General features: G+C 70.2%; 18 protein-coding genes. 8 read left to right on the forward strand and 10 right to left on the reverse strand.

The genetic code is table 11. The annotated features are described in order from the left end of the window. Positions 1-415: 415 nt before the first annotated feature. Positions 416-1,900: a replicative DNA helicase gene (dnaB, locus tag E0F75_RS09170; protein WP_187621981.1), complete on the forward strand. Its 1,485-nt coding sequence runs from the start codon at positions 416-418 to the stop codon at positions 1,898-1,900. On the opposite strand, the gene E0F75_RS09175 is transcribed toward dnaB, so the two are convergent. Further along, complete coding sequence (locus E0F75_RS09175) at positions 1,891-2,757, reverse strand: alpha/beta fold hydrolase (RefSeq protein WP_187621982.1); 867 nt, start codon at positions 2,755-2,757, stop codon at positions 1,891-1,893. The genes dnaB and E0F75_RS09175 overlap by 10 nt on opposite strands. 275 nt (positions 2,758-3,032) lie before the next feature. Here E0F75_RS09175 and E0F75_RS09180 point away from each other — a divergent pair, with 275 nt between their 5' ends. Next, positions 3,033-4,415, forward strand: a complete 1,383-nt coding sequence (locus tag E0F75_RS09180) for a serine hydrolase (protein WP_187621983.1) — start codon at positions 3,033-3,035, stop codon at positions 4,413-4,415. A gap of 84 nt (positions 4,416-4,499) precedes the next feature. Here the strand turns inward: E0F75_RS09180 and E0F75_RS09185 are convergent, their stop codons facing one another. From E0F75_RS09185 to E0F75_RS09195, 3 genes are all read right to left on the reverse strand, one after another. Next, positions 4,500-4,952, reverse strand: a complete 453-nt coding sequence (locus E0F75_RS09185) for a GNAT family N-acetyltransferase (protein ID WP_187621984.1) — start codon at positions 4,950-4,952, stop codon at positions 4,500-4,502. Between the two features lie 72 nt (positions 4,953-5,024). Continuing rightward, positions 5,025-5,483 (reverse strand): MarR family winged helix-turn-helix transcriptional regulator, encoded by a 459-nt coding sequence (locus E0F75_RS09190; RefSeq protein WP_187621985.1) that lies wholly within the window; start codon positions 5,481-5,483, stop codon positions 5,025-5,027. Positions 5,484-5,651: 168 nt separating this feature from the next. Beyond that, on the reverse strand, positions 5,652-6,515 hold the full coding sequence (locus E0F75_RS09195) for a GNAT family N-acetyltransferase (protein WP_187621986.1): 864 nt from the start codon (positions 6,513-6,515) through the stop codon (positions 5,652-5,654). Between the two features lie 151 nt (positions 6,516-6,666). On the opposite strand from E0F75_RS09195, the gene E0F75_RS09200 reads away from it, so the two are divergent. Both E0F75_RS09200 and E0F75_RS09205 read left to right on the forward strand, forming a co-directional pair. Continuing rightward, a complete protein-coding gene (locus E0F75_RS09200; protein WP_187621987.1) occupies positions 6,667-7,323 on the forward strand; it encodes an HAD family phosphatase in 657 nt (218 codons plus the stop codon). A gap of 105 nt (positions 7,324-7,428) precedes the next feature. Next, a complete protein-coding gene (locus tag E0F75_RS09205; RefSeq protein ID WP_374115385.1) occupies positions 7,429-8,721 on the forward strand; it encodes a globin domain-containing protein in 1,293 nt (430 codons plus the stop codon). Here E0F75_RS09205 and E0F75_RS09210 read toward each other — a convergent pair. The 5 genes from E0F75_RS09210 to E0F75_RS09230 form a co-directional block, all read right to left on the reverse strand. Then, entirely contained in the window at positions 8,664-9,143 is a 480-nt protein-coding gene (locus E0F75_RS09210; RefSeq protein WP_187622172.1) for an NUDIX domain-containing protein, read from the reverse strand. The two genes, E0F75_RS09205 and E0F75_RS09210, sit on opposite strands and share 58 nt — an antisense overlap. A gap of 111 nt (positions 9,144-9,254) precedes the next feature. Beyond that, entirely contained in the window at positions 9,255-10,151 is an 897-nt protein-coding gene (locus E0F75_RS09215; RefSeq protein WP_187621988.1) for a LysR family transcriptional regulator, read from the reverse strand. 352 nt (positions 10,152-10,503) lie between these two features. Then, positions 10,504-11,637: a cystathionine gamma-lyase gene (locus tag E0F75_RS09220; RefSeq protein ID WP_187621989.1), complete on the reverse strand. Its 1,134-nt coding sequence runs from the start codon at positions 11,635-11,637 to the stop codon at positions 10,504-10,506. Next, positions 11,634-12,125: a low molecular weight protein-tyrosine-phosphatase gene (locus E0F75_RS09225; protein ID WP_187621990.1), complete on the reverse strand. Its 492-nt coding sequence runs from the start codon at positions 12,123-12,125 to the stop codon at positions 11,634-11,636. The genes E0F75_RS09220 and E0F75_RS09225 overlap by 4 nt, the downstream gene beginning before the upstream one ends. Before the next feature lie 9 nt (positions 12,126-12,134). Next, positions 12,135-12,512 carry a phage holin family protein gene (locus E0F75_RS09230; RefSeq protein ID WP_187621991.1) on the reverse strand — a complete coding sequence of 126 codons (378 nt, stop codon included), beginning with the start codon at positions 12,510-12,512 and terminating at the stop codon, positions 12,135-12,137. Between the two features lie 51 nt (positions 12,513-12,563). Between E0F75_RS09230 and E0F75_RS09235 the strand changes: the two genes are divergently transcribed. The 4 genes from E0F75_RS09235 (at position 12,564) to E0F75_RS09250 (ending at position 14,834) form a co-directional block, all read left to right on the forward strand. Next, positions 12,564-12,881, forward strand: a complete 318-nt coding sequence (locus E0F75_RS09235; protein ID WP_030317985.1) for a cupin domain-containing protein — start codon at positions 12,564-12,566, stop codon at positions 12,879-12,881. Positions 12,882-13,025: 144 nt separating this feature from the next. Next, positions 13,026-13,244 carry a DUF5326 family protein gene (locus E0F75_RS09240; protein ID WP_187621992.1) on the forward strand — a complete coding sequence of 73 codons (219 nt, stop codon included), beginning with the start codon at positions 13,026-13,028 and terminating at the stop codon, positions 13,242-13,244. A 243-nt stretch (positions 13,245-13,487) separates the two neighbouring features. Further along, positions 13,488-14,252, forward strand: a complete 765-nt coding sequence (locus tag E0F75_RS09245) for an IclR family transcriptional regulator (RefSeq protein WP_187621993.1) — start codon at positions 13,488-13,490, stop codon at positions 14,250-14,252. Positions 14,253-14,390: 138 nt separating this feature from the next. Then, positions 14,391-14,834: an SsgA family sporulation/cell division regulator gene (locus E0F75_RS09250; protein WP_030317990.1), complete on the forward strand. Its 444-nt coding sequence runs from the start codon at positions 14,391-14,393 to the stop codon at positions 14,832-14,834. A gap of 148 nt (positions 14,835-14,982) precedes the next feature. Here E0F75_RS09250 and E0F75_RS09255 read toward each other — a convergent pair whose 3' ends face one another. Continuing rightward, positions 14,983-16,446 (reverse strand): YibE/F family protein, encoded by a 1,464-nt coding sequence (locus E0F75_RS09255; RefSeq protein WP_187621994.1) that lies wholly within the window; start codon positions 16,444-16,446, stop codon positions 14,983-14,985. Between the last annotated feature and the right edge of the window lie 40 nt (positions 16,447-16,486).

The raw sequence follows: 16,486 nt of genomic DNA on the forward strand, positions 1-16,486 counted from the left end.
ATCTAATCTTCCACAGGTAAGAGATGCAATGCATCTGTGATCCTTACTTGTCGAGGGCAAGGCGCTTCGGGTGTGGGTCGTTTGTTCTGATCTTGGTCCAGGGGGAAAAGTTTTTCTCCCCCACAGTCGGTGGATGGGAAAAGTGCAGGTCAGGTCGGTGAGGCTGGGGGGTCTATGAGTTTGTCCACATGGCTGTCCCCCGGTCCGTGCACAGGTTCCGGCGAGTTCTCCACAGGCTGAGGCCCTTCACCCACAGGGCCTGTGGATAACCAGATTGGCTGACGCCTCTCGCGGGCCTACCGTGGTCCGGCGCCCGACGCGCCAGAAGCGGTCGCAAAGCCACTCGTTGATCAAGCCCGTGGCGTAAGAAAGAGTGGCATGGCGAGGTCCGCGGAGCGGACGGAGGAGGTGCTTGGTGAGCGTTCCCGAGCCCATGGACGACCCTTGGGCCGACAGCGGACCGAGTGACCGACTGCCCACCCGCACCCGCGGCGAGGGGCGCGGTCGCGGCCGCGGGCGGGACGACCAGCACGAGCGGGGCGGCGAAGGCGGGCCCTGGGACGGCGGGCTCTCCGGTTTCGAGCGGGTTCCCCCGCAGGACCTCGACGCCGAGCAGTCCGTCCTCGGCGGCATGCTGCTCTCCAAGGACGCCATCGCGGACGTCGTGGAGATCATCAAGGGCAACGACTTCTACAAGCCCGCCCACGAGACCGTCTACGCGGCGATCCTCGACCTCTACGCCAAGGGCGAGCCGGCCGACCCGATCACGGTCGGCGCCGAGCTCACCAAGCGCGGCGAGATCACCCGCGTCGGCGGTGCCTCCTACCTGCACACCCTGGTCCAGTCGGTACCGACGGCGGCCAACGCCTCGTACTACGCGGAGATCGTCCACGAGCGGGCCGTCCTGCGCCGCCTCGTCGAGGCCGGCACCAAGATCACGCAGATGGGCTACGCGGCCGACGGGGACGTCGACGAGATCGTGAACTCGGCCCAGGCCGAGATCTACGCGGTCACCGAGCAGCGGACCACCGAGGACTATCTGCCGCTCGGCGACATCATGGAGGGGGCCCTCGACGAGATCGAGGCGATCGGCTCCCGCAGCGGTGAGATGACCGGTGTGCCCACCGGCTTCACCGACCTGGACTCGCTCACCAACGGTCTGCACCCCGGTCAGATGATCATCATCGCGGCGCGTCCCGCCATGGGTAAGTCGACCCTCGCCCTGGACTTCGCGCGGGCGGCGTCCATCAAGCACAACCTGCCCAGCGTCATCTTCTCCCTCGAAATGGGCCGCAACGAGATCGCGATGCGTCTGCTCTCGGCGGAGGCCCGGGTCGCGCTGCACCACATGCGCTCCGGCACGATGACCGACGAGGACTGGACCCGGCTCGCCCGCCGGATGCCGGACGTCTCCCAGGCCCCGCTCTTCATCGACGACTCCCCGAACCTGTCGATGATGGAGATCCGGGCGAAGTGCCGCCGGCTCAAGCAGCGCAACGGGCTCAAGCTCGTCATCATCGACTATCTGCAGCTGATGCAGTCCGGTGGTTCGAAGCGGCAGGAGAGCCGTCAGCAAGAGGTCTCCGACATGTCGCGAAACCTGAAGCTCCTCGCCAAGGAGCTGGAGCTGCCGGTGATCGCGCTCTCCCAGCTGAACCGTGGCCCCGAGCAGCGAACCGACAAGAAGCCGATGGTCTCCGACCTGCGTGAGTCCGGCTCGATCGAGCAGGACGCGGACATGGTCATCCTGCTGCACCGCGAGGACGCGTACGAGAAGGAGTCACCGCGAGCGGGCGAGGCCGACATCATCGTCGGCAAGCACCGTAACGGCCCGACGGCCACGATCACCGTGGCCTTCCAGGGCCACTACTCCCGCTTCGTGGACATGGCTCAGACCTGACGTCGCCCGAGGAGCGCGGGAACGACCTCGTTCCAGACCTCGCGGGGGAACACCTCGTGGCCGGTCCGCTCCATGGCGAGGAATCGCGCTCCGGGGATCTCGGCGGCGAGGGCGCGGCCGTGCTCCAGGGGGAACAGCGGGTCCTCGGTGCCGTGGAGGACGAGCGTCGGAGCCGTGATCGCACCGAGGCGGTCCCGCCAGGGTGCTCCGGCGTCGATCAGGAAGGGGTTGGTGACCTGCGCGGCGATGTCGCGCGCGTGGTCGACGACCCGCGTCGCCCAGGCGCGCATGGTGTCGGTGTCGAACGGGCGTGAGCGAGCGGCGAAGGGGCGCTCGCCCTCGACGAGCCAGTCGACGACGGCGGTCCGGTCGTTCCAGTCGGGCACCGGGGCTTCCTCGGCGAAGACCGCCTGCAGGGCCTCGGTGATCGGCGGCAGATCGGGCTGGTCGTGTCCCGGTCCTCCGGGGGTGGAGGACGCGAGGGCGAGCGTGGCGACCCGGTCCGGGTGGTCGAGGGCGAGCAGCTGGGCGACGGCGGCGCCCTGGGACATGCCGACGATCTCCGCGGACGGCAGGTGGAGCGCGTCGAGCAGCCCGGCGGCATCGGTGACCAGGTCGCGCAGGTCGTACGGCGGCTCGCCCGTGGGGAACACGGTGGAGCGGCCCGCGTCCCGGCTGTCGTAGCGGATCACGTACCTGTCGCCGGCGACGAGGCGACGGACGAACTCCTCGTCCCACGCGAGCATCGAGTGGCCCGCGCCGTGGATGAGGAGGAGGGGCGTGTCGGCGGGGTCGCCGAAGGTCTCCGCGTTCTGTTCGACGCCGTTGGTCCGGATGACGTGCTCGGTGCCTCGCATGGGGTGCCTTCCCGTCTTTTTCGCTACCTGCAACGACGATGCCGGCCGCCTGGCACGCGTATCGCGCACTGACCCTGCTCATCGACGCGGACGTCGCCCGCGATCTGGAGCAGGACGCGGCGACGCCGGTCTACCAGGCATCCGTCCAGCGGGTACTTCGCCGCGCTGCTGTCCCCGGAACAGCTCGCCGTCCTGACCGGCATCGAGGAGACCGTCACCACGGCGCACTGCCGATCCGGAGGCTGTCGTGGGGGAGATCACGTTGGATGGGGCCCATGACGACAACTTTCGAATCCCTGTTGCCCGGTACCGAGCGGGCTCTGCTGCATCGCGTCGCGGTCGCCCAGTCCGAGGGGCGGGCGCCCTCCTTCGTGGGGGCCGTGGTGCGCGACGGAGCGCTGGTGTGGAGCGGTTCGCGCAGTTGCGTGGACGGGCACGCGCCGGACGCCGACACCCAGTTCAGGATCGGGTCGATCACCAAGGTGTTCACCGCAGTGCTGGTGATGCGGCTGCGGGACGAGGGGCTCCTCGGTCTCGAAGATCCGCTGGAGCGGCACCTCAAGGGCACGGGCGTCGGGGACGTGACGATCGCTCAGCTCCTCGGGCACAGTGGCGGTCTCGCGGCCGAGACGCCCGGTCAGTGGTGGGAGCGCTCGGCTGCAGCGCTGCGGCCGGAGCTCTCCGACGTCCTGGGGGAGCAGCCCTTCCTCCAGACGCCGGGGCGCCGCCACCACTACTCCAACCCCGGGTACACGCTGCTCGGTTCACTGGTCGAGGCCGTGCGGGGAGCCTCCTGGGAGGAGGCGCTGCGGCGCGAGATCCTGGAGCCGCTCGGGCTGAGCCGTACGACGCTCGATCCGGTCGCCCCGCACGCGGGCGGCTGGGCGGTGCACCCCTGGGCCGATGTGATGCTGCCGGAACCGTCCGAGGACCTCGGGCTGATGGCGCCGGCCGGGCAGCTCTGGTCGACGGCGGGGGATCTCGCCCGCTTCGCCGCCTTCCTCGCGGCAGGCGACGAGCGGGTGCTGGGCGCGTCCTCCGTGGCGGAGATGCGGGCCCCTGCGGCCGCGGCCGGTGAGGGGGACTGGGAGGGAGGGTACGGGCTCGGTCTCCAGCTGGTCCGCAACGACGGCCGGACCCTGATCGGCCACACCGGATCGCTCCCCGGTTTCGTCGCCGCCCTCTGGGTGAGCGTGGAGGACGGGCTGGCGGCGATCGCCCTCTCCAATGCCACCTCGGGGCCGCTGACGGGGGCCGTGGCCGCCGATCTCGTACGGATCGTGGCGGAGGCGGAACCCAGGTTCCCGGAGCCCTGGCGCCCGCTTCCGGAGGCCGAGGCCGACGAGGAGCTGCTGGCCCTGACGGGTCCCTGGTACTGGGGCACGTACGCCTACGGGCTCCGGATCGGCCCCGAGCGGAGTGTGGTGCTCGAACCCCTGCGGGGAGCCGGGCGGCGGGCCCGCTTCCGGGCGCTCCCCGAGGGTGGCTGGGTCGGGCTGAACGGCTACTACGAGGGGGAGACGCTCCGGGCGGTGCGGCGCGCCGACGGCAGTGTGAGCCATCTCGACCTCGGCTCCTTCGTCTTCACGCGGGAGCCGTACGCGCCGGCGGACGTGGTGCCGGGTGGTGTGGACGAGGCGGGCTGGCGCGGTCTCTGAGCCGTTCTGCGGTGTTTCACGTGAAACAAGCCCGATCGGCGTGCCGGGGCCGGGCCCGGCACGCCGACGGAGTGCTCCTCTGGCTCAGAGGTTCTTCTTGAAGCCCAGGTGGGAGGCCTCGAAGCCGAGCCGCTCGTAGAAGCGGTGGGCATCGGTGCGGGTGACGTCGGAGGTCAGCTGGACGAGTCGGCAGCCCTGGCGCCCGGACTCCTCGACGGCCCACTCGATGAGCAGGGTGCCCAGGCCGCTGCCGCGCTCCTCGGCGTGGATGCGGACGCCCTCGATGATCGAGCGGGTGGCGCCCCGGCGGGAGAGGCCAGGGATGATCGTCAACTGGAGGGTGCCGACGACCTTGCCCTCGCGGACGGCCACGACGAGGTGCTGCTGGGGGTCGTTCGCCAGGAGCTCGAAGGCCACGAGGTACGGGCCGAGGTCGTCCGGGGATTCGCGCTGCACGCCCAGCGGGTCGTCGGCGAGCATCGCGACGATGGCTTCGAGGTCCTCCGCGGTCGCGGGACGTATCTCAAGATCGCTCATGCCCCGCAGGGTACGCCGGGGGATGCCGGCGCATCGCTGACGGCGTGCCGTGCGGGTCGGGCGGTCGGTGCCTCAGGCGGGAACGCCCACGCCTTCCACGACCTGGACCAGCGGGGCCAGCTCCGGGTTCTCGGCGGCCTCGTCGAGCGCCTCGCGCAGAGCGCTGTCGTTGGTGGGGCGGGCCTCTGCCAGGAGCTTCTGGCCGGCCTCGGTGACATCGGTGTAGATGCCGCGCCGGTCGGTGGCGCAGAGGTACCGGGTGAGCAGACCCCGGTCCTCGAGCCGGGTGACCAGCCGGGTGGTGGCGCTCTGGCTGAGGACGACCGCGTCGGCGACCTGCTTCATCTGGAGGTGCCCGCCCGGTCCGCTGTGCTGGCGGCTGAGGACGTCGAGGAGCGAATACTCCCGCACGCTCAGACCGTGCCGTGTCTCCAGGGCGCGCTCGATGTGCGACTCGATCCTGCCGTGCAGCAGGGAGAGGGCGCACCAGCGCTGGGAGAGCGCGGTGAGTGCGGGGTCCGTCGCGGTCATGGTCTCTCCTCGGTCTCTCCTCGGCACCGGAGTGGTTCTCGATCCAGGGTAGACGAAGCGGCGCAATAATGCGCGTGTGCAAGTAAATCGAGGGGAGTGGACCGCACGCCGCCATAAGGCGGGTGGGCCGAGCCCCGCCCGGCCGGGGCGGGTGGACCGCGCTCTGCGCTACCCGGCCGCGACGGTCAGGGGAGCGAAGCGGCGGCGCCAGTCACCGGGGAGGTCGGGGAGGGAGCGGACCATCACCGCGTTGAAGGCGATCGGGTCGAGGCCGTTCTCCTTCACCCAGCTCAGCAGGGCCGAGTGCCGCACGTCGATGTCCGTGCGCAGAGGGCGGTCGGTGGCGGCCGCGAGGGAGGCGATCAGGGCCTGGGCCGTGGCGGGGTCCCGGGCGATCAGCGGTCCGACGACATGGGTGTCCATGTTGGGCCAGGCTGCCGCGAAGCCGGTGATCTCGCCGTCCTCCTCCGCGACCCGGAGATGGTCGGCGAACGCGGGCAGCCGGGTGATCACATGGGTGCGGTCGAGGCCGAAGACCTCGTGGTCCAGGCGCAGGATCGCCTGGAGGTCCTCCGCTGTCGCCGGGCGGACGGGAACGGCCGGGGCGGGTGCGGTGAACGTGAAGCGCCCGCACACCATCTCCGCGCGGCCCGTCTCCGTGAAGCCCAGCTGCTCGTAGAGGGGCTGCCCGTACGGCGTGGCGTGCAGGGTGAGCGGGGTGTCCCCGGCTTCCGCCAGGACGTGCTCCATGAGCCGGCGTCCCACGCCTTGACGTGCGTACTGCTCGGCGACGAGCACCATGCCGATCGCGGCGAGCCCGGGGCCGTACGACGTGACCACGGAGCAGGTGATCAGCCCGGCTCCGGAGGGGTCGTCGATGCCGTAGCCGGTGCCCGCGGCGAGCAGGAGGCCCCACTTGTGTTCCTCGCGGGGCCAGCCCCGGTTCTCGGAGAGGTCGGCGCAGGCGAGGAGGTCGTCCACGGTGAGGCGCCGGATGGGGAGCTCTGCGAGCGAGGAGGGGGAAATCGGCATGGTGTCAGGCTGGCCGACGCGGTGATCTTCCGTCCACCGGTTTAGCGGATCTGGCCGATACGTGTGCGCGGCGCGGTGCAGGCGTGGAGCCGGTGCCGGGTAGGCGGTCAGCCGGAAGAGGGCGTTGATTCCACGTCGTGGGACGGAGACGATGTTTCACGTGAAACCACGACAGCGGCGACTGCACTTCTTCGACCTCGACGGCACCCTGATCCGCGGGTCCGCCGCGGCGGTGGAGATCTCCCGGCAGCTGGGCGTCGACGAGGAGATCGCCGCCCTGGAGAAGAGCTTTCTTCTGCAGGGGCTCACCCCGGACGAGTTCGCCGTCCGGGCCCGCGAGCTGTGGTCCGCGCTCACCGTGGACCAGGTCGCGGCGGCCTTCGAAGGGGCGCCCTGGCTGCTGGGCATTCGCGAGGTCTGGGCCGAGATCCGGGACCGGGGCGACCGCTGTGCGGTCATCTCGCTCTCTCCCGACTTCTTCGTCGAGCGGCTTCTCGACTGGGGTGTCGACACGGTGCACGGGTCGCACTGGCCGACCGTCCCCTTCACCGAGCCGATCCACCGGCCCGGCATCCTCGACGCGCGGGCGAAGGTGCGGATCGCACGGGAACTCTGCGCGGAGTACGGGGTGGACCCCGCCCACTGTGTCGCTTACGGCGACTCGATGTCCGACGCGGAGCTCTTCACGATCGTGCCGGACACCGTGGCGGTGAACGCGGACCACCATCTCGCCGGGCTGGCCCGCCACAGTTACACCGGAGGGGATCTGCGCGAGGCCTACGCCCTCGTCCGAAACAGCGCAGCTTAGTCAGAAACCCTGCCCTTTGGCCCGAGAACGCCGCTTTCCCTCCGAAGCGGTGTTCGGAGGGGTCATGCTGCGTCCACGGAAGCCGGCCAGCGATAGGCGAGGCACATGATGGATGCTCCGACCACCACGAGGGCAGCGGAGGACGGGGACGGGCCGGAGCGCCCGGCGGGGGGCGGCAACGAGCCCCACCGCCCGGCGGATGACGGGAACGAGCCCCGAATACCCGCGGGAGCCTCCGCCGACGCGGTACTCGTCCGCCGCACCCTCGCGGAGATCGCGCCGGTCGCCGACCGGGTGACCTCGTACTTCTACGCCCTGCTCTTCATCGGGAACCCGGGGCTGCGCGAGATGTTCCCCGCGGCCATGGACACCCAGCGGGACCGGCTCCTGAAGGCCCTGCTCACCGCGGCGGAGCATATGGACAACACCCCGGTGCTCACCGCGTATCTGCAGAACCTCGGCAGGGGCCACCGTAAGTACGGCACCCACTCCGCCCACTACCCGGCCGTCGGCGAGGCCCTCATCGGCGCGCTCACGCGGTACGCGACGACGACCTGGGACGAGGAGACCCAGGCGGCCTGGGTCCGTACGTACACGGCGATCTCCCAGATCATGATCGACGCGGCGGCGGAGGACGAGCGCTCGGCGCCCGCCTGGTGGCAGGCCGAGGTGGTCTCCCACGATCTGCGGACCCCGGACATCGCCGTCGTCACGCTCCGGCCCGACCAGCCGTACCCCTTCCTCGCGGGGCAGTACACGACGCTGGAGACCCCGTGGTGGCCGCGGATATGGCGTCACTACTCCTTCGCCTCGGCGCCCTGGCCCGACGGACTGCTCTCCCTGCACGTGAAGGCGGTTCCGGCGGGCTGGGTGTCCAACGCGCTGGTCCACAGGGCGCGCCCCGGGGACGTCCTGCGCCTCGGCCCGCCGGCCGGTTCCATGACCGTCGACCACGACACGGACACGGGCCTGCTCTGTGTGGGCGGCGGCACCGGGATAGCTCCCATCAAGGCCCTGGTGGAGGACGTCGCCGAGCACGGGGACCGGCGTCCGGTCGATGTCTTCTACGGGGCCCGCAACGGTCACGACCTCTACGACATCGACACGATGCTGCGGCTCCAGAAGACCTTCCCCTGGCTCTCCGTCCATGCGGTCACCGAGGAGCAGGGACGGCTCCCGGAGGCCGTCTGCCGCTACGGCTCCTGGAGCGAACGCGACGCCTATCTCTCCGGGCCGCTCGGCATGGTCCGTCGCGGGGTGGACGCGTTGCGGGGAGCGGGGGTCCCCGCGGAGCGCATCCGGCACGACTTCCTCGCCGAACTGGCCCCGGCCGCCGACGATCAGCCCAGGTCGGGGGCGTGCATCGCGCGGACGCCCTCGATGTTGCCGTCGAGGTAGTGACGCAGCGAGAGCGGGACGAGGTGCACGACGGCGATGCCGACCCGGCTGAAGGGCACCCGGACGATCTCGTACTCGCCGACGGGTTCGTCCATCTCGGGGCCGTGCCGCAGCGCGGTGTCCATGGAGTCGAGGCGGCACACGAAGAAGTGCTGGACCTTCACCCCGGAGACCCCGCCGTCGACGATGTGCTCGATGGTGTCGACGAAGCAGGGCACCACATCGACGATCTTGGCGCCGAGTTCCTCGTGGACCTCGCGGTGGAGGGCCTCGACGACGGTGGCGTCGGTGGGTTCCACGCCGCCACCGGGCGTGACCCAGTAGGGATCCATCCCCGGCTTGGTGCGCTTGATGAGGATGAGGTCGTCCCCGTCGAGCAGGATGGCGCGTGCGGTGCGCTTGATCACGGGCCGTTCGTTCATGGGCCGTTCGTTCATGGGAAGAAAATGGCCCGTCCGGGGTGTCCTGAAACTCGCCGTCCCCGGCGGAAACTCATCAGTCCCCTCGAAAGGTCGAGGCTCCCCCACGGAGACTCACCAGTCCCCCGCGGCCCGCAGCAGTTCCTCGTGCGCGCGGGCGATGGGCGACAGCGCGAGCGTCCCCGTCCGTACGACCAGGAAGTAGGTCCGCAGCGGAGGGACCGGAGGATCGAGCAGCGCCACGAGCCGGCCCTGCTCCAGGGCCTCCTCGCACAGGTAGCGGGGCAGGACGGCGAGCCCGGCGCCGGAGGCCGCGGACTCCCGGACGGCACGGAGATCGGGGGCGATCACGGTGGCGGCGACCGCCGGCTTGGTCTCGAAGACGCTCGCCCAGTAGCGGGCCACGAACGGCAGCGACTCGTGCACCTCGACCACCGGCAGCTGCTCCAGGACCACCGCACCCCTGCGGAGGAGGACGTCGGGGGAGAGTCGGGCCGCCCAGCGCGGGGCCGCGACCAGCACGTACTCCTCGTCGCAGAGCGGGGTGGAGACGATCAGGCCGCCCCGGGGCCGCGCGGTGGCGACGGCCAGATCGTGGTGGCCCGCGGCGAGCCCGTCGAGGATCTCCTCGGTGTTGCCGAGGAACGACGCCCGTATGGCGAGACCCTGGCCGACCAGCGGGGTGAGGGCCGGCAGGACACGCAGCGCGGTGAACTCCGGGGGACCGGCGACATGGAGGGTACGGACGCCGCTCTCCTCGTCGAGGCCGGTCTCGGCGATCTCGACGAGGGCGTCCAGATGGGGAGCGGCGCGGTGGGCGAGCTCGTCGCCGATGGTGGTCGGCGTGACGCCGCGGGCCTGTCTGAGGAAGAGGGGGCGCCCGAGCTGTCGTTCGAGCGTCCGGATCTGGCTGGTGACGGCCGGCTGGGAGAGTCCGAGGAGCGCGGCGGCGCGGGTGAAGGAGCCGGCCCGGTGCACCGTGACGAATGTGCGCAGCAGGGCCAGATCCATGTCCGCCCCCTCCCGGCCGTGCGGCCGTTCGACTCAGGCGGTCGGCTGACTGCGCCTCAGGACCGTCCAACTATAAATAAGTCGATAGGTCTCTGTCGCTACCGTGATTGGACACTGACGCACAGTCAACTAGCCTTGTTCAGGCGGTCTCCGCGCGTGGAACCGAGGCGTTCCGAGCCACGAGGGGGGAGGCTCGGAGCGTCTCGTTCCGTGCGCCCGGGACCGGCGCGGGCCGTGTCCGGGCCCCCGGGGACCGTGCCACGCGGGCCGTGCCCAAGGCCGCCCGGGGACCGTGTCCAGGCCCGTGAGAACCGTGTCCAGGACCGGCTTCGGCCGTGTGCCGGACGAGGGTCTAGGCCGCGGCCTCGTCGAGAGCCCGCAGCACGTCGGCGATCAGGTCCTCCGGGTCCTCGGCGCCGACCGAGAACCGGATGAAGCCCTCCGCGACCGCGTCCCCGCCCCAGCGCCCGCGCCGCTCCGCCGTGGAGCGCACGCCGCCGAAGCTGGTCGCGTCGTCCACGATCCGCAGCCCCTCGAGGAACCGATCGGCCCGCTTCCGGTCCGCCAGTTCGAAGGAGACCACGGACCCGAAGCGCCGCATCTGCCGGGCGGCCACCGCGTGCGAGGGATCGTCGGGCAGCCCCGGGTAGCGCAGCCCGGTCACGTCCGCGCGCCCCGCGAGCGTCTGCGCGAGCGCGAGCGCGGTGGAGCACTGGCGGTCGATCCGCAGCTGCAGCGTGGCGAGCGAACGGTGGGCGAGCCAGGCCTCCATGGGGCCGGGGATGGCGCCGACGACCTTGCGCCAGCGCCGTACCTCCGCCGCCCGCTCGGGATCACGGCAGCTGACATGGCCGAGCAGGATGTCGCCGTGTCCGGTCATGCCCTTGGTGTCGCTGGCGACGGAGAAGTCCGCGCCCAGTTCGAGCGGGCGCTGGCCGAGGGGGGTGGCGAGCGTGTTGTCGACGGCCACGAGCGCCCCCGCGGCATGCGCCTCGCGCACCAGTCGCCGGATGTCGCAGACGTCGAGCCCGGGGTTGGACGGCGTCTCGATCCACAGCAGCCGGGCCCCTTCGAGGACGGCGAGCTGGCCGTCGCCGCCGGTGGGCGCGGTGCGGACCTCGATGCCGTACGCCCTCAGCTGCTCGTGCAGCAGGGGCAGCGCCTGGTAGCCGTCGCTCGGCACCACCACGATGTCGCCCGTCTTCAGCTGCGAGAGGAGGACGGCGGAGATCGCGGCCATGCCCGACGCGAAGACCAGCGTCTCGACGCCCTGCTCCCCCGGCGCCTCCAGCTCGCCGATCGCCCGCTCCAGATGGGTCCACGTCGGGTTCTCGTCGCGGCCGTACCCGTATCCGCCGGTCGGCTCGCCCGGCAGATGGAAGTGCGCGGCGAAGACCGGCCCCGGCAGGGTCGGCTCGTACTTCACGGGTTCGGGCAGCCCTGCCCGGACGGCGCGTGTGCCGTCGCCGTAGTGCTTGTCGGTCACGGTGTCCGTTCCTCCAGTTCACGGCGTACGGCCGCGAGCAGTCCCTCGCTCGCGGCCTCCACCATCTCCAGGCACCCCTCGAAGCCCTCGTGGCCCCCGTAGTACGGGTCGGGGACGTCGAGTCCGTCGCCGGCGGCCGGGTCGTAGGAGCGCAGCAGTCGTATCCGCGCCGCCTCTTCGGGCGTCCGGGCGAGTTCGCGGAGCTCTCGTAGATGCCCTTCGTCCAGCGCGATCACCAGGTCGAGGGCGGGGAACCAGGAGGCGCGGAACTGGCGGGCCGTGTGCGCCGAGGTGTAGCCGTTCTCCTCGAGAACGGCGACCGTGCGCGGGTCGGCGCCGTCGCCCTCGTGCCAGCCTCCGGTTCCGGCGCTGTCGACCTCCACCAGTATGCCGAGGCCGGCGTCCTCCACATGTCTGCGGAAGACGTGCTCGGCCATCGGCGAGCGGCAGATGTTGCCGGTGCAGACGAAGCAGACGCGGTAGGTCATGGTCTCCCCTCAGTCGCCGTCGGGGAGCACGATGTTCAGCGCCCACGAGACGACGGAGATGATCAGGCCGCCGAGGACGGCGGTCCAGAAGCCCTCCACGTGGAAGCTGAGGTCGAACTGCTCGGCCAGCCAGGAGGTAAGGAGCAGCATCAGGGCGTTGACCACGAGGGTGATCAGGCCGAGGGTCAGAATGAAGAGCGGGAGCGTCAGCAGTTTGACGATCGGCTTGACCAAGAAGTTCACGAGCCCGAAGACCAGGGCGACGAGAATGAGGGTCAGGGCCTTCTTGCCGGTGCTCTCACCGGTCAGGGTGATGTCCTGGAGCAGCCAGATGGCCACTCCCAGGGCGCCCGCGTTGGCGAGCGTCTTGACTACAAAATTCATCATGTGTCTGATCGTGGCAGACACGATCGGGCCAAGGGCAGGGGCTGACAGGCGATGAAGGCATTCCGACTGGATGAACTGGAGGCGGAGCGTGCCGCGAACAAGGGCGCGTACCTCCAGTTCCTGCGGGAGCGGAACATGTCGGTGGGCCTGTACGCGCTGGACGCCGGGGAGCTCGACCCGCAGCAGCCGCACCGCCAGGACGAGGTGTACTTCGTGGTGAGCGGCCGGGCGGCGATCACGGTGGGGACGGAGACGACCCAGGTGGCGCGCGGCAGCGTGGTCTATGTGCCGGCCGGGGTGGAGCACAAGTTCCACCACATCAGCGAGGACCTGCGGGTGATGGTGGTCTTCTCCCCGCCGGAGGCCTGAGGGTCGAGCGGGCGGAGCCCCTAGGGGGCGGATCAGGGGAGAGCGGGGGCCGCGGGGCCCCCGTGCGCCTCATCCGGACCCTAGCCTTGAGGGTGTTCGGCGCGGAGTGTGCGGAACAGATCTTCGAGAGCGAGGGAGAGGACGATGGCCGTACAGGAGGTTCTCGCGGGGATGCCGTGGTGGGTCAAGTGGGTCGCCATACCCGTGCTCGCACTGCTCGTCTTCGGCGGACTGATCACCAGCGTCCTGGCCTTCGTGGTCGGACTGCTCTTCAAGGTGCTGCTCTTCGTGGCCCTCGTCGCCGGACTGATCTACGTCGTACGGAAGTTCAGCTCCTCCGACCGGTCGCGCGAGGAGTGGTAGCACAAGCTACCGATCGGTATGAAGGCGACGGAGGGTATTAGCCCGGCCGGGGGAACGCGCTGGTCGAATCAGGGCGCGGGCCCAGGAGCTGCCACTAGAGTGGAATCCCTCCGCCGCGTTGGGGACTACAGGCGTAGACCTCCGTACTGACCAGCGGTTTCCCAGGCCCGGCGGGCGCGCGGGGGCGGCCCCCGCGGGCGGGTGCAATGCATCCGTCGTCACGCCTGGGGGTGACCTTTGGCCATGGCTACGCAGACGGCTGCGCCTACCCTGATCGGCTCGGTGCAGCGCGCACTGAGACTTCTGGAGGCCGTGTCCTCCCATGCGGAAGGCGCCCCGGCCAAGCAACTCGCCCGTGAGACGGGCCTTCCGCTGCCCACCACGTACCACCTGCTCCGCACCCTGACGCACGAGGGCTATCTGGTCCGCGAGAAGGGTGTGTTCGTCCTGGGCGACGCCGCGGTCCGACTGGCCGGCGGCGGAGATGTGCAGAATCGTCGCATCAAGATCGAAGACTCCCTTGCCCGCTGGCGGGACGCGATCGGTGTGCCGGTCTACTTCGCCCTCTACCGCGAGGGGGAGATCGAGCTCGTCGCTGTGGCCGACACCCCCTCCGCTCCCGCGGTGGAGGAATGGGCCGACTTTCGCGAGACCGGGCACGCCCATGCGATCGGGCAGTGCCTGTTGAGTCAACTCGATCTGAAATCTCGTCAAGACCACCTTGACCGCCACCCGGTGGAAGCGATCACTCCGTACACGGTGCGTAACCACCGTGCGCTTTTGGAGCGTTTGGGCGGTTTGGGGCGAATGGAGCCTCTGGTAGAGCGTCAGGAATATGCGCTCGGCACTGTCTGCGCCGCAATCCCCATCACTGCGGGCTCCACGGCGGCCGCAATGGCCATTTCCCTCCCCCTTCACCAGGAAGAACGGTTGCTCCCAGCAGTCGAGCGGCTACGCACGGAGATCGGGAGGCTCTTCAGTTCGCTCGCTTTCTCTATCAGTATCTGAAAAATCACTCCTTGTGATCTGCTAGTGCTTACAGCACGATTGCGTCAAGAGGGCCACGGGGGATCATTCCTGGCCGTTTCGGTCACAGCTTTCAGCAGCTGTGTTTACACAACTGCTTCATCTACTGCGGGGTACATGATGCGAGAGTCGGTTCAGGCCGAGGTCCTGATGAGCTTCCTCGTCTCGGAGGAGCTCTCCTTCAAGATCCCGGTGGAACTCCGATACGAGACCCGCGATCCCTATGCGGTGCGGATGACCTTCCACCTCCCCGGGGACGCGCCGGTGACCTGGGCGTTCGGCAGGGAGCTGCTGCTCGACGGGATCAACCGGCCGAGCGGGGACGGTGATGTGCACATCGCCCCGACGGAGCCCGAAGGCCTCTCGGACGTCTCCATCCGGCTCCAGGTAGGCGGCGATCGCGCCCTGTTCCGGGCGAGCGCGCCGCCGTTGGTCGCCTTCCTCGACCGCACGGACAAACTGGTTCCACTCGGTCAGGAACGGACACTCGGCGACTTCGAGGACAACCTGGAAGCCGCACTGGGCCGGATTCTGGCCGAGGAGAGCGCGGGCCCGGCCGCCTGAGTCGGCGCCCGTCCGCGTACCGGCCCGGCGCCCGTCCGCGTACCGGCCCGGCGCCCGTCCGCGTACCGGCCCGGCCGAGCGTCAGCGCGTACCGGCTCTGCGCGCGCCCCCACGACGTACCGTCTCGACGCCCGTCGACCGGTGTACCTCACTTCGCGCGGCGGCGCCGTCCGCCTCGTACCGCCGCGGGCTTCCGGATGTCGGTGCCCGGCCGGCCCCCGGCGTCCTTGCGGTCGGCGGAGACCACCAGGGCCGCGAGCACGGTGGTGAGCGGCACGGCGGCGACCAGACCGATCGACCCGACGAGCGTCCGGACGATCTCCTCGGCGACCAGCTCGCTGTTGGCCACCGTCCCCATGCTGCTCTGCGCGATGGAGAAGAGCAGCAGCAGCGGGAGGGCGGCACCCGCGTAGGCGAGCATCAGAGTGTTCACGACCGAGGCGATGTGGTCGCGGCCGATCCGGATCCCGGCCCGGTACAGCGCGCGCGGCCCCATGCCCGGGTCGGCCTGGTTCAGCTCCCAGACCGCCGACGTCTGGGTGACCGTGACGTCGTCGAGCACACCGAGCGAACCGATGATCACCCCGGCCAGGAGCAGGCCGGACATGTCGATCTCCGGGTACAGGCCGTGGATCAGACCGGTGTTGTCGTCGGTGTTGCCGCTCAGCGAGGCCCAGCCGATGAACACCGAGCCGAGCAGACCGGTCAGCAGCAGGGAGATCAGCGTCCCGAGCACCGCGACCGAGGTGCGGGCCGAGAGTCCGTGGCACATGTAGAGCGCGATCAGCATGATCGCGCTCGATCCGACCACCGCCACGACCAGCGGATTCGACCCCTCCAGGATCGCCGGCAGGATGAAGAACGTCAGGATCAGGAAGCTCACGACCAGCGCGACGAGGGCCATCACGCCCTTCATCCGGCCGACGGCCACGACCGCGACGGCGAAGATCCCGGCGAGCACCGCCAGCGGGAGCTTCCGGTTCACATCGGTGACCGAGTACTGCAGATCGCGCGGGGCGTCGGGGGCGTACGCCACCACCACGCCCTGACCCTCGTGGAGTTGGCGCGGTGCGTCCGGCTGCACGATCTCGATGAACGTACGCCCCTTCTCCGGGCCGCTGGTGACCTCGATCGTCGCCTTCTCGCACTCCCCCTGCTGCGCGTTGACCGCCTCGCGTCCCGCCGGGGTCGAGGTGTCACCGGTCGGCGGGACCTGCCCCGCGTTCACGGAGGCGCAGTCCACCTGCTGGACGGCGACGACCTTGCCCTGCTCGGTCTGCCGGTCGAAGCCGACGCCGGTGCGCTCGTGCGGCGGGGTGCCACCGGGCCACAGGACCACGAGCCCGACCACGACCGCCGTGGCGAAGGGGATCAGGATCGCGGCGATGACCCTGCGCAGATGCCGGGACACCGGGGTGGCGGGCCCGTGGCTGTGGCTGTGCCCGTGGGATCCGTGCGCCGGAACCTGCCCGTGCGATCCATGGGATCCGTGCGATCCATGTGATCCGTGCGCGGAACCGTGCCCGTGAGAGCCGTGTGGCTGAGCATGCTCGTGGGGGCTCTGATCCTGGTCGTGGCCGTGCGGCTCGGGAGTCTGTCGGGGGGAAGTCACCGACCGATCATCGCAAGAACGGCGGGGGCCCACTGTTCAG

This window comes from Streptomyces sp. CB02980 (genome assembly GCF_014451325.2).
Taxonomy (GTDB): Bacteria; Actinomycetota; Actinomycetes; order Streptomycetales; family Streptomycetaceae; genus Streptomyces.